This window comes from Gluconobacter wancherniae NBRC 103581 (genome assembly GCF_007988885.1).
In the GTDB taxonomy this organism is placed as follows: Bacteria; Pseudomonadota; Alphaproteobacteria; order Acetobacterales; family Acetobacteraceae; genus Gluconobacter; species Gluconobacter wancherniae.
Map to the genome: position 1 here is coordinate 103823 of NZ_BJUZ01000001.1, position 18351 is coordinate 122173.

General features: G+C 55.3%; 19 protein-coding genes, 1 pseudogene and 1 riboswitch. Of the genes and pseudogenes, 13 read left to right on the forward strand and 7 right to left on the reverse strand.

The genetic code is table 11. The annotated features are described in order from the left end of the window. Positions 1-7 precede the first annotated feature (7 nt). Positions 8-2155 carry a family 20 glycosylhydrolase gene (locus GWA01_RS00475; protein ID WP_146792968.1) on the forward strand — a complete coding sequence of 716 codons (2148 nt, stop codon included), beginning with the start codon at positions 8-10 and terminating at the stop codon, positions 2153-2155. A 40-nt stretch (positions 2156-2195) separates the two neighbouring features. Here the strand turns inward: GWA01_RS00475 and GWA01_RS00480 are convergent, their stop codons facing one another. Next, positions 2196-3050 (reverse strand): SDR family oxidoreductase, encoded by an 855-nt coding sequence (locus GWA01_RS00480; RefSeq protein ID WP_146792970.1) that lies wholly within the window; start codon positions 3048-3050, stop codon positions 2196-2198. A 178-nt stretch (positions 3051-3228) separates the two neighbouring features. Between GWA01_RS00480 and GWA01_RS00485 the strand changes: the two genes are divergently transcribed. The 3 genes from GWA01_RS00485 to GWA01_RS13115 all read left to right on the forward strand — a co-directional run bounded on the left by GWA01_RS00485 (position 3229) and on the right by GWA01_RS13115 (position 4686). Then, positions 3229-3519, forward strand: coding sequence for a winged helix-turn-helix transcriptional regulator (locus GWA01_RS00485; RefSeq protein WP_228118247.1), 291 nt, complete (start codon positions 3229-3231; stop codon positions 3517-3519). A gap of 238 nt (positions 3520-3757) precedes the next feature. Continuing rightward, complete coding sequence (locus GWA01_RS13110; RefSeq protein WP_228118250.1) at positions 3758-4300, forward strand: glycosyltransferase family 2 protein; 543 nt, start codon at positions 3758-3760, stop codon at positions 4298-4300. Positions 4301-4368: 68 nt separating this feature from the next. Next, positions 4369-4686: a hypothetical protein gene (locus tag GWA01_RS13115; RefSeq protein WP_228118251.1), complete on the forward strand. Its 318-nt coding sequence runs from the start codon at positions 4369-4371 to the stop codon at positions 4684-4686. Between the two features lie 237 nt (positions 4687-4923). On the opposite strand, the pseudogene GWA01_RS13395 reads toward GWA01_RS13115, so the two are convergent. Beyond that, positions 4924-5414, reverse strand: a pseudogene (locus GWA01_RS13395) (transposase); the annotation flags it as partial. Further along, a riboswitch (cobalamin riboswitch) is annotated at positions 5390-5516 on the reverse strand. Its footprint overlaps the pseudogene before it by 25 nt. 65 nt (positions 5517-5581) lie before the next feature. On the opposite strand from GWA01_RS13395, the gene GWA01_RS00505 reads away from it, so the two are divergent. The 4 genes from GWA01_RS00505 to GWA01_RS00520 are packed head-to-tail and all read left to right on the forward strand — an operon-like array spanning position 5582 to position 9464. After that, positions 5582-6505 (forward strand): ArsR/SmtB family transcription factor, encoded by a 924-nt coding sequence (locus GWA01_RS00505; protein ID WP_146792974.1) that lies wholly within the window; start codon positions 5582-5584, stop codon positions 6503-6505. 28 nt (positions 6506-6533) lie between these two features. Continuing rightward, entirely contained in the window at positions 6534-7412 is an 879-nt protein-coding gene (gene metF / locus GWA01_RS00510) for a methylenetetrahydrofolate reductase [NAD(P)H] (RefSeq protein ID WP_146792976.1), read from the forward strand. Positions 7413-7457: 45 nt separating this feature from the next. Continuing rightward, positions 7458-8120 (forward strand): HAD family hydrolase, encoded by a 663-nt coding sequence (locus tag GWA01_RS00515; protein WP_146792978.1) that lies wholly within the window; start codon positions 7458-7460, stop codon positions 8118-8120. 60 nt (positions 8121-8180) lie between these two features. Next, entirely contained in the window at positions 8181-9464 is a 1284-nt protein-coding gene (locus GWA01_RS00520) for an MFS transporter (RefSeq protein ID WP_146792980.1), read from the forward strand. A 220-nt stretch (positions 9465-9684) separates the two neighbouring features. Here the strand turns inward: GWA01_RS00520 and GWA01_RS00525 are convergent, their stop codons facing one another. From GWA01_RS00525 to GWA01_RS00535, 3 genes are all read right to left on the reverse strand, one after another. Beyond that, complete coding sequence (locus tag GWA01_RS00525) at positions 9685-9945, reverse strand: hypothetical protein (RefSeq protein ID WP_146792982.1); 261 nt, start codon at positions 9943-9945, stop codon at positions 9685-9687. A 109-nt stretch (positions 9946-10054) separates the two neighbouring features. Further along, positions 10055-10450, reverse strand: coding sequence for an ArsR/SmtB family transcription factor (locus GWA01_RS00530; protein WP_146792984.1), 396 nt, complete (start codon positions 10448-10450; stop codon positions 10055-10057). Next, positions 10447-11094 carry a peroxiredoxin gene (locus GWA01_RS00535; RefSeq protein ID WP_146792986.1) on the reverse strand — a complete coding sequence of 216 codons (648 nt, stop codon included), beginning with the start codon at positions 11092-11094 and terminating at the stop codon, positions 10447-10449. Before GWA01_RS00535 ends, GWA01_RS00530 begins: the two co-directional genes overlap by 4 nt. Positions 11095-11201: 107 nt before the next feature. On the opposite strand from GWA01_RS00535, the gene GWA01_RS00540 reads away from it, so the two are divergent. The 3 genes from GWA01_RS00540 (at position 11202) to GWA01_RS00550 (ending at position 14821) form a co-directional block, all read left to right on the forward strand. Next, complete coding sequence (locus tag GWA01_RS00540) at positions 11202-12128, forward strand: MBL fold metallo-hydrolase (protein ID WP_146792988.1); 927 nt, start codon at positions 11202-11204, stop codon at positions 12126-12128. Positions 12129-12174: 46 nt separating this feature from the next. Continuing rightward, entirely contained in the window at positions 12175-13866 is a 1692-nt protein-coding gene (locus GWA01_RS00545) for a bifunctional protein tyrosine phosphatase family protein/NAD(P)/FAD-dependent oxidoreductase (protein ID WP_146792990.1), read from the forward strand. A gap of 412 nt (positions 13867-14278) precedes the next feature. Then, positions 14279-14821 (forward strand): cupin domain-containing protein, encoded by a 543-nt coding sequence (locus GWA01_RS00550; RefSeq protein ID WP_146792992.1) that lies wholly within the window; start codon positions 14279-14281, stop codon positions 14819-14821. Here GWA01_RS00550 and GWA01_RS00555 read toward each other — a convergent pair whose 3' ends face one another. Continuing rightward, positions 14822-15736, reverse strand: a complete 915-nt coding sequence (locus tag GWA01_RS00555) for an AraC family transcriptional regulator (RefSeq protein WP_146792994.1) — start codon at positions 15734-15736, stop codon at positions 14822-14824. Positions 15737-15890: 154 nt separating this feature from the next. Here GWA01_RS00555 and GWA01_RS00560 point away from each other — a divergent pair, with 154 nt between their 5' ends. Both GWA01_RS00560 and GWA01_RS00565 read left to right on the forward strand, forming a co-directional pair. Further along, positions 15891-16946: an aldo/keto reductase gene (locus GWA01_RS00560; protein WP_146792996.1), complete on the forward strand. Its 1056-nt coding sequence runs from the start codon at positions 15891-15893 to the stop codon at positions 16944-16946. A gap of 22 nt (positions 16947-16968) precedes the next feature. Then, positions 16969-18024: an NAD(P)-dependent alcohol dehydrogenase gene (locus tag GWA01_RS00565; protein WP_146792998.1), complete on the forward strand. Its 1056-nt coding sequence runs from the start codon at positions 16969-16971 to the stop codon at positions 18022-18024. A gap of 22 nt (positions 18025-18046) precedes the next feature. Here the strand turns inward: GWA01_RS00565 and GWA01_RS00570 are convergent, their stop codons facing one another. Further along, positions 18047-18304 carry a hypothetical protein gene (locus GWA01_RS00570; protein WP_146793000.1) on the reverse strand — a complete coding sequence of 86 codons (258 nt, stop codon included), beginning with the start codon at positions 18302-18304 and terminating at the stop codon, positions 18047-18049. Positions 18305-18351: the final 47 nt, after the last annotated feature.

An 18351-nucleotide genomic window follows, 5' to 3' on the forward strand; every position in this document is an offset into this window, starting at 1 on the left:
GGCCTGAATGACCGTTACCCGACGCCCCCGCTTCCTGACCTGCCTGCGCAGGGCTGGCGCAGCATCTCTCCTGCTTGCGGGAACGGCTTTTGGCATGATGGCGCATGCCGCTCCGGCTTTGATGCCCGTGCCGTCTTCCATGTCCATGCCCAACGGTTCCACGCCCCTGACGGGAGGTATGCGCATTGTCTGGGTTACACATCCAACGGCTCTCATGCAGCGTGCCACAACCCGTTTCATTACGCGTCTATCGCGTATCGCGGGTCCTGCGGGAAACGGTGAGCCTTATGTGGTTCAAATCCATGTTGCTGAGGATCCGGCTTTCCTGACGATTCAGGAAAAAGAACACTACACTCTCACCACAACCAGCCATGGTGCGCATCTTGAGGCGGATGGTCCGGCAGGCCTTATTCATGGTCTGGCGACGTTGCTGCAGCTTGTTGAGAAGACGCCCAAGGGTGCAGAGATCGAACGTGTCCATATTGATGACGCGCCGCGTTTCCTGTGGCGTGGCGTGTTGATGGATGTGTCGCGTCATTTTGCTTCCGTTGAGACTGTTGAGCGACAGCTCGATGCGATGGAACTGGTGAAGCTCAATGTGCTTCACTGGCACCTGAGCGACGGAACGGGTTTCCGGGTAGAAAGCCATCTGTTTCCAAAGCTTCAGACTGTAGGCTCTCACGGAGAATTCTATACGCAGGCACAGATCCACGAGATCGTGGTCTATGCGGCTGATCGCGGTATTCGCGTGGTGCCGGAATTTGATGTGCCGGGACATGCCCATGCGCTTGTCCAGAGTTATCCAGAGCTTGGTGCGCAGCCACTGCCGGACGGTACTCAGAAGGGTGAAAACCTCAATAACGCGGCCCTTGATCCCACTAATCCCAAGGTCTTGTCGTTCGTTCGGGCGTTGTTTGGCGAAATGGGCGCGCTCTTCCCCGATCGTTATTTCCACGCGGGCGGGGACGAGGTTGTCGGCTCTCAGTGGACGAAAAACCCTGCGATCGCGGCTTATATGAAAGCTCATGGTTTTCAGAACCCAGCATCATTGCAGGCAGCTTTTACGGCACAGGTCGAGGGCGTTCTGGCCAATCAGGGCAAGATCATGATGGGCTGGGACGAGGTCAGTGAAGCACCTATTCCCAAAAATGTTGTTGTTGAAGGGTGGCGCGGTTCCAAATGGACAGGGTCGGCAACCCAGGCTGGCCATCCTGTGGTCGTCTCATCGGGATATTATCTCGACCTGCTTCAGCCTGCGCGTCAGCATTATTTGATTGATCCGTATGATACACGTGCGGATGGCCTTCTGCCAGAACAGCTCGAAGCTGTTCATAAGAAGCTCACACCATTTTTTGCACCGTTCCTGAAAGATCCCAATGCTCCGCCTCTTGATGCGCGGCAGCAGGCGCTCGTGATGGGAGGAGAGGCGACGCTGTGGACCGAAATTGTCAGCGAGCAAATGCTCGATGCGCGGCTATGGCCTCGGACGGCTGCGGTTGCCGAGCGTTTTTGGTCTCCGGCTTCCGTGCGTGATGTCGATGACATGGAGCGTCGTCTGCCGCTGGTACAGGCTGAACTGGAAGCGACGGGCCTTCAGGCATCCCAGCACGAAAACGCGATGATCGATGCTCTTGCACCTGGTCATACTGGCCCGCTGGCAGTTTTGACGCAGGCTACGGTCCCGGTTCGGAATTACGCACTGAATCACCTTGCAGCCCCGACAGGCGACGCAATGCTTTCGGCGCCCGTCGCGATCGCCGCCCCGGATTCCTTTGCAGCAATACGCTTCAACGAGATGGCTGGGCGTTATGTTCAGGGCGAGAAAAGCCTAGCCGCTCCATTACGTGCGCAGCTTCAGATCTGGGCCGATAACGACGACGCTTTCAAAGCGATTGCGAAAGACAACGCGGCTCTGAAGGACGCATTGCCAGCCTCCCAGACGCTGTCTGCGTTTGCCCGGGTGGGCCTGAGGGCGCTGGATGGTACGGGGAACAAGCCATGGCGGATGGATGCAGATCGTCTGATTGCTGATCAGGAAGAGATGTTCCGCAATTCCTCCAACCACATTTTTTCCTTGAACTTACCTCAGCCTCCGGGCGGATTGCTGATTGCCATCCTGCCGGGCGTAAAAAAGCTCGTTGAAGCAACACCCTGATCTGTAAATCGCGCCCCGCTCATAGGGGGCGCGACAGGTTTCAGGCTTGCAGCGCTTTTTCCAACGTGCTGCGCATTGGTGTCGTCGGGTGTTCGATAAGGCTGCTCAGCGTATGGCTGTCATCGAACAGCGCGCCACCAGATGCTCTGGCGCTACTGTTCGCCAGTAGTTCGGCCAGCCAGTCCGGGAGGCCTGCGCTAATAAGTGCAGCCTTGTACTCCGCTTCTGGCAGATCATGATATTCGACGGGCTTGCCGCTGATATCCGTAATTGCCTGTGCGAAATCGGCCAGTGTGAAGCTCTCGTCACCTGCCAGTTCATAGATGGCTTTTGCAGGGTTGGCTTGCGTCAGGACGATTGCGGCGGCTTCTGCATAATCCGCGCGGCTGGCTGCCGAGATGCGGCCATTGCCTGTGCTGCCCAGAAGGGCGCCATGTTGGAGCGCAATGGGTGCGCTGGCAGTATAATTTTCAGTGTACCAGCCGTTACGCAGAAGCGCATATGGCACGCCTGATTTTTCCAGAAGTGCCTCGGTGGCGAGGTGTTCAACTGCAAGCCCCAATGGGCTGGTGTCTGCATGCAGGATGCTCGTGTATGCGAGGAACGTAACACCTGACACAGCTGCGGCTTCGATCACGGCGCGATGCTGTTCCGTACGACGGCCAACTTCACTTGAGGAAATGACTAACAGGTGTTCGACACCCTCAAGTGCGGGGGCGAGTGTTGAGGGCGAGTCATAGTTAAACGTACGGACTGTGATGCCACGTGTTTTGAGGTCTGCGATCTTTGCTGGATCGCGCGCAAGAGCGACGATTTTTTCTGGCGCCACTTTTCCAAGAAGATTTTCAATGACGAGGCGGCCCAGTTGGCCAGAGGCTCCGGTAACAGCGTACATCGTTTTTTCCAGTGCTGAGGGTTGTCTCCTCCGATTTAGGTCCCTAACTTCCTTTCAGGAAGTACCAACATAAAAGTAAGTATGGAAATTGGCTCATAAACCTGTTCACCTCTCGGATCGTATGATGCGCGGCGACGTGTTCGCGATGAAGTGCCCATCGCGAACCGTGATGAAGCACATGACGAGTACCTGGGGTGTTCTGACGCTGATTGCCCTGAAATCCGGCACTTTGCGGTTCAGCGAGTTGCGCCGCAAAGTAAACGGCGTCAGTGAACGCATGTTGACACAGACATTGCAGCAGCTTGAAGGAGATAGGCTTCTGACGCGCAGGAGCTATCCTGTGGTGCCCCCTCACGTGGAGTATACCCTGACCGATCTGGGGCATGAGGCTGCGGCTCATGTCGAATGTCTGGCGAACTGGGTTGAAGATCACATGCCGCAACTTGCTGCCATGCCTGAACAGGCATGATACCCTGCTTGCGAGTGCGGTCCCGACTTCGGGTCATTTGCAGGTTTTGAGATTGCAATCCGGATTGACCCAGAGGTTGCGCCTCTCGATTGTCTGCGCTGCTGCTTCTGGCAGGGACATCTTTTCCATGCTCATTGCCGTGCGTATTTTGTACAGCTATCCGTGCCATAAACGATTACACTAATAACTTGCCCCAGAAGCGAACATCGGGCTTGCGATTTTACGATGGAGAGGTCTGATGCCAATTGTTCGTTGCGTGATGATGCAACGTGATGAAGGGGATATGCTGGCCCGCTGGCTAACTCATTATTCTGGTCTTTTCGGATTTGAAAATCTGTCGATCATGGATAACGGATCATCAGACCCATGGACATTATCGCTCCTGAAAGACGCCGAAGCGCGCGGAACCCATATTTATTGGCATCTGAATACACACCATGATTTTTTGCGTAAGGGCGGTCATATCGGCAACATTGTTCATCACTGGGACGCGGAATATAACTACGATTTCGCGCTTCCGGTCGACTGCGATGAGCTTTTGGGCGTATTTACCGAAAACGGCTTAAGTCTGGATAAGCAGAAGATCCATACAGCCTTCGAAGAATTGCTAGGCAGACATTCTGCGTTTCGTATTGAGACGTCGCTCTTCAATGTTCCTGAGCGACCTGACTGGTACGCACCCATACGCCATTTTCACAAAGGCTTTCTGGCGTCCCATTCACTGACGGCCACCACGAGCCAGTTTCAAGGCGGCACGCCGGGTACCAGTCAACGCGACTGACATACTTACACAACCATAATCGGCCATTTGAAAATTGGCGCGCGCGCCTGAAAAACAAGCTTTCCGGCTTGGTCGACGTCGATGATCTCGATGCACTCCGCGCTTACGGCAATATCCCGCGCGCGGAAGGGGCGCATCTTGTCGCCTCTCTCTTTATGTCTCAGAAGGACTATCTTCACCAATATGATGACGACGTGCGCCTTTCTGTTGGGCCCGGTTGCACGGAGACCGTCGTCATAGAAAGGCCCGGACTTGTACCGCGTATTTGGGATAACACAGCATATTTACGGAAGAACCCCGACGTTCATGGCTACGCTTTGGGGGCACTTCAACATTATCTCCGGCATGGCTTCCACGAAAACCGCGATCTCGGAGATGGGGGCTAACCCCCCTTTTTTATCAAAGAGCCGATAATTTCACCGATCTATGTGTCTTCCACTATCTCTTCGGAAAGGTAGGAGGATAAGGAGTATGCTAGGTTGGCAGGAGTCATAGTCTGAAATCAGGTATGACTGGGCCCGGCCAATCGGGCCATGAAGAAACCATTGCCGTCGAACATCTTATCTTGTTCCGAATTCCCAGAATTGTTGTGATATCAAATCTGACGTTTTCCTCGAACATACTTACTTGCTCTGCAGGAAGAGGAAGCGGCGCATATTATAGACGATATTGGTCAGACCGATCCTCATTATGGCTCGTTTTATGCCTACTGTTCGGATAACCAGCCCCGTCTGCGGTTTCTGATCGGCAAAGACCTGCTCGACGTGGGATCGGAGCACTGACTTGCCCGCGTTGAACCGCTGGAGATGGCGGGGCATCGTCTTGAAATGCGACTTTTCCCCTGTGAACCTTCAAGATGAAACCCTCTATGCCCATAAAACCCTCATTGGCGTTTGAGCGATAGGCTGTATCAGCCCAAATGGTTGAGGCCGTATTGGTTGTATCCAGCAGCCCCTCTCAATCGCCCCCAGCTAGGTTGTAACAGCCTGACAGTTTTGGCGTCAGGTACACGGTCCGACAGTCTCAGGCCGAAGAAACGGATAAAGGAGAGACGATCATTGATCGGGTACTCCGTCCACTCGTCGGAGAGATCGTTCAGCGTCTGGATCAGCACTCTCCGCTGACAGTTGCGGGGGCAGTGCCGGTTTTGCGCCGGCTTCACTCTAAGCCGTAATCCGAAAAACATGGCCCATGGAATCATGACAGAGGTTCAATCGTATCGTTCTAAAAATAGATTCAATATGGATTGCGCATATAAAGAACTCGTTATATGAATTAGAAATGGATCATGCTCTGACTATTTTTCAGGCCCTCGCGGACCCCACTAGGCTGCGCATCCTCGCTATTTTGCGTGAGATGGAGCTGTCTGTGGGAGAGGTGGCGCAGGTGCTGGGGCAAAGTCAGCCCCGCATTTCGCGGCACGTCAAAATCCTTGTGGACGCCGGCTTGGCCGAACGCCGCAAGGAGGGAAGTTGGGTCTTCCTGACGCTGGGGCCTGAGGATGACGTCGCTCCGGCTTTCGCGGCCATGGATCGGTGGGCCGGGCGCGACTCTCCCGATATCCGGGCTGATCGTATCCGGCTTCAGGCAGTTCGTGATGTTCGTGCGGTTGCGGCCGAAGACTGGTTTGAAACGCATGCTGCTGAGTGGGATGCCATCCGCTCCCTCCATGTTGCAGAGCATGATGTTGAGGCTGCAATCCTCAGGGTTCTCGCGGATCGTCCGTTTCGCAGACTGGTGGATATCGGAACTGGTACGGGCCGGATGCTGGAGCTTCTGGGAGCAGGGGCAGAATCTGCAATCGGATTTGATCGCAGTCCGTCAATGCTTCGCCTGGCGCGAACAAAGCTCGCGACTTACCCCGATTGTGCCGAACTGAGGCAGGGAGATCTTTATTCCCTGCCGCTGCCGGAGAAATCGGCTGATCTCGCGGTCATGCATCAGGTTCTGCATTATGCACAGCATCCGGCTGCTGCGATCGTGGAGGCCGCCCGCATTCTCGACGATGGCGGACGGCTTCTGGTGGTCGATTTCGCGTCTCATGGCCGCGAGGAACTTCGCACACGTGACGCCCATCTGAGGCTGGGGTTTGGAGACGCGCAGATGGCGGCGTGGTTCAGATCCGCAGGGCTGGTGCCTTCAGAGCCCGTGGCCCTCGATGGCGAGCTGACTGTCAAACTCTGGCTCGCTTCTCGCTCAGCCTGATATTTTTTCGATACCAAGGAGCCGGCACATGCCCGCACAGACCCGGACCGTTGCCGGTCCCGAAATTTCGTTCGAATTCTTCCCGGCTAAAACTGAAAAAGGGGCGGAATCACTTCTGCAAACCTCCCGCACGCTTGCAGGGTTCGGGCCACGTTTCATGTCCGTCACCTACGGTGCAGGCGGTTCCACACGAGATCGGACGTTGTCCACACTCAAGGACATGGTGCGCGAGACGGGCGTCCCCATGGCTGGACATCTCACCTGTGTAGGGGCCTCGAAAGGAGAGGTGGAAGCGGTAGCACGTGCCTACTGGGATGCCGGTGTGAAGCACATCGTGGCCCTGCGTGGTGATCCGCCTCCAGAGGCCAACGGGGTCTATACGCCGCATCCGCAGGGTTATGTTGGCGCAGTGGACCTGATCGAAGGTTTAAGAAAGATCGCTCCGTTTGAGATTTCAGTGGCTGCCTATCCTGAAGCTCATCCCGCGGCCCTGAGTCCGGAGGCTGATCTGGCGCATCTGAAGGCCAAGCTGGATGCTGGCGGCGATCGCGCAATAACTCAGTTTTTCTTTGAGGCATCAACGTTTCTACGCTTCCGAGACCGCGCGGCGCGTATTGGCATTACCAAGCCTATCGTACCGGGGATATTGCCTATCGGAAGTGTGGCACAGGCCTGGAAGTTTGCTGATATGTGCGGTGCGAGTGTGCCTGCATGGATGCGTGATCTGTTCGATGGTCTGGATGAGCGTCCTCAGACGCGTGCGCTGGTGGCCGCTACGGTTGCAGATCGCCTGTGCCAGGAATTACGGGCAGAAGGCGTTGAACATTTTCATTTCTATACCCTGAATCACGCAGACACGTCTTATGCGCTCTGCCGCTTGCAGGGCCGAAACATGCAATCATCATGAAGGCAGGGGTAGCGCACGGGAGCTTTTCCGGGTGAAACTGCACCCATGACACGTTTTCCGATTGTTCTGCTCGATTATGATGGCACGCTGGCTGAGACGCGGCCTGCCATTCTCCGCAGCCTTGCTGTTGCGCTGAAGGAATGTGATGTGCCTCCACCGCCGCTGGAAGAGCTGGCTCAGGAGTTGGCGCGGGGTGCCACGCTTGGTGAACTGTTCCGCACGCTCATGCCCGGAAGTACGGCTGAGCAGGAGCAGCATTTTATTGCGGCGTATCGCAATCATTATCCTGCCGCAGATCAGGAAGAGACCTTCCTTTTCGATGGCGCGGCAGAGATGATCGAGGGGCTTCACAGGCTGGGGATCAAGCCGGTTATCCTGAGCAACAAGCATCGTCCTTTTGTGGATGCGAGCCTTGAGCGCTTCGGTCTTACGGGCAGGGTTGCCGCAGTTCTGGGCTCCGAGCCGTCTCAGCCGGCCAAGCCGGATGCCCGGGTGATGACTGATCGCGTTCTTCCGCTGTTTCCGGGAGCAGCCATCGAAGATTTCCTGATGGTCGGCGATACCGTGACGGATATCCGCTTTGCGCAGGCCGCAGGAATTGCAGTCTGCTGGGTCTCTTATGGGCACGGACTGGAACAGGCCTGCCGTGGCCTGAAGCCTAATTTTGAAATTTCAGACGTCCGTGACCTTCTGAAACTGGTTGGCTGAAGCGGTTTTGTGAAATGTCGGCGGGGGTGTTAGTTGTCACCTCGCAACGAGGAGACGCGCATGTCATCAAGCCCCGCCGCGCCTAATCGCGCCCTGATCGTCGCTGGAGCGTGTGCAGGTAATCTGCTCGAATTCTATAATTTTCTGGCATACGCCTTCTTCGCGCCGATGATTGCAGCCAGTTTTTTCCCTTCAAGCCAAGGGAAAATCATGGCGCTCTTCTACAGTCTCGTCACGTTTGGCGTTGGCTTTGTGGCACGGCCGCTTGGTGCGTTCGTGTTCGGGCGATATGCGCTGCGCCGGGGGGATCGGGCAGCGCTCATGCTCACCTTCAGTCTTATGGCGCTAGGGTCTCTGCTGCTCGCGGTCACACCACCAGCGAGTCAGATCGGCATATGGGCACCGGGGTTGATCGTTGTTGCGCGGCTGGTTCAGGGTTTCTCCGAAGGGGGAGAGGTCGGACCCGCGACAACAATGCTCTATCAGGCGGCCCCTGAGGGCGCACGCGGTGCATACACCGCCATGCAGTCCTTCACTCAGGTGATTGCATCCTTCATCGCCGTGAGCCTGGGGCTCGTGCTGTCCAGTATCCTGTCTCATGATGCGCTTTATGCCTGGGGCTGGCGTGTGCCGTTCGCGTTGGGGCTTGTGATTGTCCCTTTTGGGCTTTTACTGCGCCGATACACGGTGGCTGCTTTGTCGGAAGGCCACGGAACGGCCGAGCCGCTGCCGCCAGAAACACTGAAAGCGCCGGTCTGGACGGCATTCCTGGTGTTTGGTGCCATGGTGACAACAACCGTATCGACATATCTGCGGACATTCGGTGTCAGTTACGCTGTCTCGGTTCTGGGTTTGCCCGCAAACATTTCCATGATCGGGATGGCAATCGGTCTTGGCATATCAATGCTGGCCATTCCGGTGGCCTTCAAGTTTGACCGAATTTTGGGGGATGCGCGGATATTGCTGGTCGTGCCGGGTATGCTTTCAGCACTGCTTGCCGTTCCGTTGTATCGCTATGCGATCCTGTCGCCCGGGCTCGCCAGTCAGGCAGCTCTGAACACGACAATGTTTGTTCTTTCCACCATGACAACAGTCACCACCTGGAAGATTATCCAGGAGAGTTTACCCTCCGTCAGCCGGACTTATATTTTCGGCATTCTTTACGCAGTGGCGATTTCGGTTTTCGGGGGCGCGACGCAGCCGCTGATCACATGGTTCATTCACCAGAGCGGCAGCCCGATGACGGCGGGTTACGCGATGGTTGTGGATCTTGTGGTGGGTGTTGTGATTAATCTGGGCCTCCATCGCGTGTGGGTGGCCCGAAAGATGAGCGGCGCAGTATAGCGGGCCGGCTTCTCGTCTGATTGGACGTAGTGATCAGGTGAAAAGACACTCTGCTTCGGCGAGGGCAGAGAGTTTTTCCGGACATGCGGTCAGTTCTTCCTCAGGCCTTCATGAGGCTTCGAAAATAAGAAGATCGACGCCCTCCTAAAAGACTACGAAATGCACGAAAAAAGGCAGCGGACTACACGGACAGACTGCCTGAAGGCTGTATTGTTGAAACTCAGCCTTTAGGGTTTTTCTTGGCAGTTTCAGGTTTTTTCGCTGTTGGCGCTGGCTGGAACATGGCGCGGCAGCGGGGAGAAAGCCTGTCGATGTTCTTCTTCATGCAGGCGGATATCTTGTCTTCATTTGGGATGTAGAAAGCGCAGTAACGGATAGCATCGCCTTTGCATGCTGCCGTTTGTTCTTCTCGTGTTGCAGCGTATGCCGTTGTATCAAAAGCAAGGGAAGCAAGTGCCAGAATAACAGGAATTTTGGTCATTGTGTCTCTCCTCGCAAATAAAAGCGCATCTGACCCCGAGTGAGTTTCCATCGAGGTATTCTAGGGCTGCATATTATAGGAAAATATTCTGCAGGCTTTTCCTTTGGGCCTAATGACGAGGAGTTCTGGGTAGTAATTGTGCAAACCTTGCGCCTTCCGCTGGTCTGCGGGGGCGCTCAGGAGCAGGGGGCGACGGGGTATGAGGGATCTCCGCGCCATTACGCATCATCAGGATTAGTGCGCGTGCGCGCGCAGCATGGGTTGTTTCCGCCAGGCCGTAATGAATTGTGCGGGATTCTCGGCGGGATTCAATTAGCCCGGCGCGGCGCAGCGTCCCGAGATGTTGGCTCAATGTGGGCTGGCCGATGCCTGTTACGGCTTCAATCTCGCTGACGGCATGGCTGCCATCCAGAAGAAGAGAGAGGATCATGAGGCGTTGGGGCTGCGCGAGGAGGCGAAGCCATTCCGCGAGAGCACGGCTTTCGTCAATCGTCAGGATAGTCATGACGAGCGCTCTGAGGTCGTGCGGAGGAACCACGCCGGGCCGGCCTCGGCCACATCGTCCTGTGTCTGGACGGGTGGTTTGATCGTGTCATTTCCGGGAGACCAGCCCTCGGGAGTCAGGACATTATTGCGGTCCACCTCCTGAAGAGCTGCAAGCAGGCGCAGCAGTTCGGAAACTGATCGCCCCACGCTTGCAGGATAATTGAGGGAGGCGCGGATAAATCCCGACGGATCGATGACAAGAACTGCGCGGACGGTCGCGCTGTCCTGTGCGGCATGATCCAGCATCCCATAAGCGCGAGAGACGATCATTGAAGGATCTTCGATGATCGGGAAAGGGATGCGGATACCGAAACGGGATCGGATGGCCTCTACCCATGCGAGATGCGCCGGGAGACTGTCGACCGACAGGCCCAGCAGAACGCAGTTCATCTCCCGGAACTCTTCCTCCGAGCGTGCCAGTGCGATGAACTCACTGGTGCAGACAGGGGTGAAGTCTGCCGGATGGGCAAACAACATCACCCATCGCCCTCGCAGTTCGCTTAGCGTGAAGTCACCCTGCGTGGTCCGGGCCCGGAAATCCGGTGCCTCGTCTCCGATGCGGGGCGGGGGGAATGAAGTGTCCTGAAAGGTAAGATCAGTCATGCGTATCTTCTGGGCCGAACCTGAAACCTTGACGTAACATAGTTTAATAATTAAATTAAAGCATAATAAGTATGCTGTAAAAGCACGAAATCCCAGAGGTAAACGTCATGACTGACGCCGCCATCGAGACTGCAAGCGCCCAGATCCGCCGTGTGGAAGAAGGGCAGGCGCCTGCCCCTGTTATCTGCACGTTTTTCGACGAGGCGACAAATACTGCAAGTCATGTCGTGCATTGCCCTGTCACCAAGCATGCTGCGATCATTGATAGCGTGCTCGATTATGAGGCGGCGGCAGGCCGGACGTCTTTTGCTTCTGCGCAGGCCATCGTTGATTATGTCGTGGCTGAAGGCCTGAGCGTTGACTGGCAGCTTGAAACCCACGCTCATGCGGATCATCTGTCCGCAGCCCCCTGGCTGCAAGAGAAACTGGGAGGAAAGCTTGCCATAGGCGCCGATATTATTCGCGTACAGGAAGTTTTTGGCAAGATTTTCAATGCTGGAACGCGCTTTGCCCGTGACGGCTCACAGTTTGATCACCTTTTCCATGACGACGATAAATTTTCCATAGGAGAACTGCCTGTCACCGTTTTGCATGTTCCCGGTCACACGCCAGCGGATCTGGCGTTCGTCATCGGGAATGCGGCTTTTGTCGGTGATACGATCTTCATGCCGGACTTTGGAACAGCACGTGCAGATTTTCCCGGTGGGGATGCGCGCCGCCTGTTCAAATCCATCCGCCGCCTTCTGTCCCTGCCGCCACAGACGCGTCTGTTCCTGTGTCACGATTACAAGGCCCCGGGTCGGGATGAGTATGCCTGGCTAACAACCGTTGCAGCCGAGCGCGCGCTGAATATTCACGTGCATGACGGGGTAACGGAAGATGACTTCGTGGAGATGCGGACATCCCGTGATTCAACGCTATCCATGCCCAGGCTTATCCTGCCTTCCGTGCAGGTCAATATGCGGGGTGGCCATATGCCGGAGCCCGAAGGCGATGGGGTGAGCTACATCAAGATCCCCGTAAATCGCCTCTGAGGCCTGCCCTGCGTATCTAATCTTTCCTGCTGGAGAAAAATCCCACATGGCCCATCGTTCCCTGACTGACAGTTACGCCGTTTCCTCCCAGATTTCTGTCGAGGACGTTCCTGTCTTTAAGGTCGCTGGTTACAGTGGGATTATCTGCCTCAGGCCAGACGGCGAAGAGCCGGGGCAGCCCCTCGCGCAGGAGATTGCAAACGCGGCGCAGGCTGAGGGTATCGATTTCGCCTATATTCCAGTGCGGAGCGGCACACTACCCGATGATGCTCAGGTCCGTGAGATGCGGCTTGCTCTGGATCGTATGCATGGGTCTGTTCTGGGGTATTGTCGCTCGGGCACGAGAGCCGCGCAGATTTGGGCATTGGCCAAGGCTGGTGTTCGTCCCGCGGAAGAACTGCTGGAGATCGGTCATCAGGCGGGGGTGGATCTGACGGTACTGGGGGAGCGCCTCACCGTTCAGCCATCCACGCGACATGACAATTCAACGGGCAGCCGCTTTTTCCAAGTTGTGATCGTGGGCGGTGGGGCTGGTGGCCTCTCTGTGGCTTCAAGCCTTCTCAAGCGTGATCCATCTCTGTCGATCGCTGTTGTGGAACCTTCGGAGGAACATTTCTACCAACCCGGCTGGACACTTGTTGGCGCCGGGATATTCAAGCCTGAGCAGACGTTGCGGGCAGAAGCGAACCTGATGCCAAAGGATGTGACCTGGCTTCGGAACCATGTGACCTCCTTTGCCCCGGACGCACACGAAGTCAGTCTGGATGATGGTGCTGTTCTGTCGTATGGGGCGCTGGTGGTGGCCACGGGTATTGCTCTGGACTGGAGCGCTATTCCCGGCCTTGAAGAAACGCTTGGCCAGAACGGCGTGACGTCCAATTATCGCTACGATCTGGCGCCGTATACATGGAAACTTGTCAGCAAGATGAAGAGCGGGACTGCTATTTTTACGCAGCCGCCCATGCCGATCAAATGTGCGGGCGCGCCGCAGAAAGCCATGTATTTATCGTGCGATAAATGGCGCAAAAGGGGGGCGCTGGATCGTATTTCCGTCGAGTTTAATACCGCTACGCCCAGTCTTTTCGGGGTCAAGGAATTTGTGCCGGCACTCATGGAGTATGTGCGCAAATATGGTGCGGAACTCAAGCTTGGCTCAAAGCTTGTGGCTGTTGATGGCTCCAACCGAATTGCCAGCTTCGACTACCAGGATGGGGATCGTACGATCCGCGTCGAGCGCAAGTTTGACATGCTTCATGTTGTGCCGCCCCAGAAGGCACCAAAGGTCGTGCGTGAGAGTGCTCTGGCAGGTCCAGATGGCTTTGTTGCGGTCAATCCGGAAACCTTGCAGCACGTCCAATACCCGGAAGTGTTTGCTGTTGGCGACGTGGCAGGAACGTCAAATGCCAAAACCGCCGCTGCTGCGCGCGTGCAGGCTCCTGTGGTTGCTGTGAATGTTTTGGCGGCTCTCAGGCACGAACCGCCTGTAGCAGGGTATGACGGATATGGTGCGTGCCCGCTGACGGTTGAAAATGGCCGCATTGTGCTGGCCGAGTTCAGCTATGGTGGCAAACTTGCGCCCACAATGCCTCTCTGGCTTATGAGGGGAACGCGACCGACGCGTCTGGCCTGGTGGCTCAAAAAGTACATCATGCCTGTGCTCTACTGGCATGGCATGCTCAAGGGGCGGGAACTGTTTGTCCGGCCCCGTCCGCTTTCATCATCACGCAAGGACGGCTGATCGTCCGGGCATGCTTCATACGGCTGAACTGTTCTGCGGCGGTATCGTCGGGTTTACGCTCAGCCTGATCGGGGGCGATTCTGGCTGTTCCGCCGATGGTATATGTCGTTGGGGCGAACTCTCATATTGCGATTGCATAGTTTTCTGAACGATCAGGTGCCTATGGTATGAAAGTATATTTTCGTTAAATATGAAAATATCAGGCGGGTATCATGATGGTTCTGCTTCGATATTATGGTTTCGGCTCTAACCTCATATGCATGGGCGCCAATGCCCCGGTTGAGCCTCTATTTTAAATGCATACCTGAAAATAGAAAAAACATGCAGAGCCTACAAAAAATACAATTTCCGGTTTTCTTTCCAGAATGACGTGACATACTCCGGTTGCGTAACATTCTGGGGGTGAACATTAATGGATCTTGGGACAAGGCTACGTTTCGTACGGACAGCGCATAATTTGTCCCAACGTGAACTCGCCAAACGTACGGGTGTGACGAATTCCACTATTTCACTTATCGAATCAGAAGACATGAACCCGTCCATCGGAACGCTCAAGCGTATTCTAGACGGTATTCCCATCACTTTGGGAGAGTTCTTCAGTCTGTCGGAGCATCAGGAAGACCGCTTTTTCTATCGTGCCCATGAACTGACGCAGATCGGTAGCGGGGGTCTTTCGTTCCTTCAGATTGGCGCTAATCTTACAGGACGCAGCTTGCAGATCCTTCGTGAGCACTATGCTCCAGGCTCTGATACCGGCAGCGCTCCTTATGCCCATCAGGGCGAGGAAGGAGGGATTATCATTTCAGGCCGGGTGGAAGTCACTGTTGGCGATCAGATGACAATCCTCGGTCCGGGGGATGCCTATTATTTTGACAGCCGCAACCCGCACCGGTTTCGATGTATCAGTGAGGAGCCTTGTGAACTCATCAGTGCGTGTACACCGCCTACTTTCTGATCACGAGACTTCGGCCAAGAGTGACTGCCCTAAAGGATCTGCCTGTCGCATGCGGGCAGTATCTCGTGCAGGTGGTGTTCCGAACATCCTGCGATATTCCCGGCTGAACTGTGACGGGCTTTCATAGCCCACGGTGTAGCCGGCTTCTCCTGCATCCTTTCCATCGGCGACCATCAGCTTGCGTGCTTCCTGAAGTCGGATGCGGGTTCTGTACTGGATCGGACTCATCATGGTCACGGCTCTGAAGTGGCGGTGAAAGGATGGGGCGCTCATTCCCGCAACGCGCGATAACGTGTCGATATCAAAGTTCTCTGCGTAATGTTTGCGGATCCATGCAATGGCCTGGCTCACCTGCGCGATATAGCTGTCTGCCGTCGCAATCTGGCGCAGTATACCTCCCTGAGCGCCATTCAGCAGGCGATAGAGGATTTCGCGTTCGATGAGCGGTCCCATGACAGGAATGTCCTGCGGTGTATTCAAAAGATCTGCCAGCCGACTGACGGGATGGAGCAGGTCTGTCGTAAGGGTGCTGACAGCAAGGCCCGGTGAATTGCTCAGAAAGTTGCCCGGTTTCGGCATCTCCAGAAGCAACGATGCGATTTTCGATGGATCAAGAGCCAGGCTGAGCGACAGATAGGGCTTCTCGGGAGATGCCTGTGTCACACCTCCCAAAACGGGAAGGTCGACAGTGGCGATCAGATATTTTTCAGCGTCATATGTGAATACATGCGTTCCAAGCACGATTTCCTTGCGTCCCTGCACAATAATGCACAGCCTGGGTTCATAGATGCAGTTGATGGGCATTGTGGGCGTCGTAGAGCGGAAGAAGTGCAGGCCGGGTATGGCGGTTTGCGTGTCTGCTTCATGGGCATGCTCTGCGATGATGTCGCGAAGGGTGGTGATGGATGTCAGCATCGTATTTCTCCTCTTTCCGCTTACGGCTCAGGCGCCTGATACGACAAGACAAAAGGTGAGCTTTGATCGGATAGTGCAAAAAGGCGAGCGTATCTTTCTATCAGCATACCTGCGCTGAGCTTCATTATGGAGGCATGCTGAGCGGGAGTGTTCCATGAAATATAATCCTTTAGGCCAGACTGGCCTTTTGGTGTCTGAACTGTGCCTCGGTACGATGACGTTTGGTGGCAGCGATGGCATCTGGGGTCAGATCGGTAGCCTTCAACAGCAACAGGCAGACGAATTGCTGCGTGTTGCTTTGGATGCAGGTATCAACTTCATTGACACGGCTAATGTTTATGCGGCCGGACATTCCGAGGAAATCACGGGGCAAGCCCTGCGCAATCTGGGTGTTGCACGTGATGATGTGGTGATCGCTACAAAGGTTCTGGGACCCATGGGAAGCGGGCCGAACGCACGGGGCGCTTCCAGGGCGCATATTCTCGCGCAAGCAAGGGCAAGCCTGAAGCGGTTGCAGATCGAGCATATTGATCTCTATCAGATCCACGGCTTTGATCCCCTGACGCCGATAGAAGAAACCATGGAAGCACTGGACATTCTGGTTCGTAGTGGCGACGTGCGTTACATCGGGGTTTCAAACTGGGCTGCCTGGCATATTGCGAAAGCGCTTGGCATTTCAGAACGCAAAAATCTCGCGCCAATCAGGTCCCTGCAAGCGTATTACACCATTGCAGGGCGCGATATTGAGCGTGAGATTGTTCCGCTTCTTACTTCTGAACAGGTCGGCTTAATGGTCTGGAGCCCTCTGGCAGGAGGGTTGCTTTCCGGGAAGTACAATCGCGATGGAGCATCGAGCTCCGGAGACGGGCGTCGTGCGCGCTTCGATTTCCCGCCAGTCAACAGGGATCGTGCGTTTGATGTGATTGATGCCATGCGGCCGATTGCCACAGTTCATGGCTGTAGTGTGGCGCAGATTGCTCTGGCGTGGCTGTTGCATCAGAAAGTTGTCACGAGTGTTATCGCCGGTGCAAAACGGACGGAGCAGCTTCAGGATAATATCGCGTCGGTTGGAATTGTATTGTCAGCGGACGAACTGTCCAGACTTGATGCCGTCAGTGTTTTGCCTGCTGAATATCCTGGCTGGATGATCGACAGGCAGAGTGCGTATCGCGCGGGTGCCGTAGCGGGTGCACCATCTCAGAATTCCTAACTTCAGCAAACGGAGAAGATACATGTTTTCTTGTGTAGGTTTTGCCGCTTCATCATCAGACACACCTCTTCATCCTTTCTCGTTTGAGAGAAGGGAAACGGGACCGGCAGATGTGCGGATAGACATTCGGTATTGTGGCGTCTGTCATTCTGATCTCCATCAGGCCCGCAATGAGTGGGGTGGTACTGTATACCCATGCGTTCCAGGTCATGAAATCGTCGGAACGGTTGCAGAAATCGGCTCTGATGTTTCCCGCTTCAAGGTGGGCGATCTGGTCGGCGTAGGCTGCATGGTGGATTCCTGCCGCCAGTGTGCGAGCTGCAAAGACGGGCTTGAGCAGTTTTGCGAAGAGGGGCTGGTCGGGACCTATAACGGGCAGGATCGTCATGGCCGTGGCAACACGCTTGGCGGATATTCCGGCGCCATCGTCGTCGATCAGGATTTTGTTTTGAAAGTGCCGGAAAATCTTGATCTGGCGGCTGTTGCGCCATTGCTGTGCGCGGGCATCACAACGTGGTCTCCACTCCGCCACTGGAAAGTGGGCCCGGGGCAGCGTGTGGGTATCGTTGGTCTTGGCGGGCTGGGCCATATGGGCGTCAAGTTTGCGCGCGCGTTCGGAGCAGAAGTCGTTCTGTTCACGACGTCCGCAAGCAAGGTTGAAGATGGTCTCCGGCTGGGTGCGCATGAAGTTGTGCTGTCCAAGGACCCGGAGGCAATGGCGAAAGAGCGTGGACGGTTTGATTTCATCCTGGATGCGGTTGCCGCCAATCACGACATCAACGCTTATCTTGAACTTCTGAAGCGTGACGGAACGCTGGTTCAGGTCGGTGCGCCTGAAGCGCCTATGCCGGTCTCAGTCTTCAGTCTCATCATGAAGCGTCGGAATTTCAGTGGTTCTTTGATCGGCGGCATTGCCGAGACACAGGAAATGCTCGATTTCTGCGGAGAAAAAGGGATTACATCCGATATCGAAATGATCCCTATGGATCAGATTGAAACAGCGTATGAGCGTATGCTGCGTTCTGACGTTAAATATCGCTTTGTGATTGACATGAAAACGCTTCCTGCAAGCGTCTGATACCATGAAGTTGCGATGCGTCTCAGGCGTGTTCTGAGCGTGTCGCTCTTAGTGGTGGGCGGTTGAGGCTTCTCCGACGGGCCATGATCGCCCAACCCACTGCAACGATTATTGCTGCCAAGGAAAATGTTCCGACCCATTGGGGCAATGCGGTTGAAGCGCGACTGTAAACACACAGCATCAGCGCGATAAAAGGTGCGCCGAACCTGATCACCATGCTTCCTCTGGGGGCGATGTTGCGATCAAATCGAGCACAATGAAGCAACTTCGGATTGCTCATGGCCTGAAGTGTCAGGCTGCAGATCCATAAAAATATAGATATAAAAA

Excerpts from the sequence above, each read along its gene's own strand:
- GWA01_RS00475 (WP_146792968.1), top strand. The coding sequence starts at position 8 with ATGACCGTTACCCGACGCCCCCGCTTCCTGACCTGCCTGCGCAGGGCT.
- GWA01_RS00480 (WP_146792970.1), bottom strand. The coding sequence starts at position 3,050 with ATGTACGCTGTTACCGGAGCCTCTGGCCAACTGGGCCGCCTCGTCATT.
- GWA01_RS00485 (WP_228118247.1), top strand. The coding sequence starts at position 3,229 with ATGACGAGTACCTGGGGTGTTCTGACGCTGATTGCCCTGAAATCCGGC.
- GWA01_RS13110 (WP_228118250.1), top strand. The coding sequence starts at position 3,758 with ATGCCAATTGTTCGTTGCGTGATGATGCAACGTGATGAAGGGGATATG.
- GWA01_RS00505 (WP_146792974.1), top strand. The coding sequence starts at position 5,582 with ATGGATCATGCTCTGACTATTTTTCAGGCCCTCGCGGACCCCACTAGG.
- metF (WP_146792976.1), top strand. The coding sequence starts at position 6,534 with ATGCCCGCACAGACCCGGACCGTTGCCGGTCCCGAAATTTCGTTCGAA.
- GWA01_RS00515 (WP_146792978.1), top strand. The coding sequence starts at position 7,458 with ATGACACGTTTTCCGATTGTTCTGCTCGATTATGATGGCACGCTGGCT.
- GWA01_RS00520 (WP_146792980.1), top strand. The coding sequence starts at position 8,181 with ATGTCATCAAGCCCCGCCGCGCCTAATCGCGCCCTGATCGTCGCTGGA.
- GWA01_RS00525 (WP_146792982.1), bottom strand. The coding sequence starts at position 9,945 with ATGACCAAAATTCCTGTTATTCTGGCACTTGCTTCCCTTGCTTTTGAT.
- GWA01_RS00530 (WP_146792984.1), bottom strand. The coding sequence starts at position 10,450 with ATGACTATCCTGACGATTGACGAAAGCCGTGCTCTCGCGGAATGGCTT.
- GWA01_RS00535 (WP_146792986.1), bottom strand. The coding sequence starts at position 11,094 with ATGACTGATCTTACCTTTCAGGACACTTCATTCCCCCCGCCCCGCATC.
- GWA01_RS00540 (WP_146792988.1), top strand. The coding sequence starts at position 11,202 with ATGACTGACGCCGCCATCGAGACTGCAAGCGCCCAGATCCGCCGTGTG.
- GWA01_RS00545 (WP_146792990.1), top strand. The coding sequence starts at position 12,175 with ATGGCCCATCGTTCCCTGACTGACAGTTACGCCGTTTCCTCCCAGATT.
- GWA01_RS00550 (WP_146792992.1), top strand. The coding sequence starts at position 14,279 with ATGGATCTTGGGACAAGGCTACGTTTCGTACGGACAGCGCATAATTTG.
- GWA01_RS00555 (WP_146792994.1), bottom strand. The coding sequence starts at position 15,736 with ATGCTGACATCCATCACCACCCTTCGCGACATCATCGCAGAGCATGCC.
- GWA01_RS00560 (WP_146792996.1), top strand. The coding sequence starts at position 15,891 with ATGAAATATAATCCTTTAGGCCAGACTGGCCTTTTGGTGTCTGAACTG.
- GWA01_RS00565 (WP_146792998.1), top strand. The coding sequence starts at position 16,969 with ATGTTTTCTTGTGTAGGTTTTGCCGCTTCATCATCAGACACACCTCTT.
- GWA01_RS00570 (WP_146793000.1), bottom strand. The coding sequence starts at position 18,304 with ATGAGCAATCCGAAGTTGCTTCATTGTGCTCGATTTGATCGCAACATC.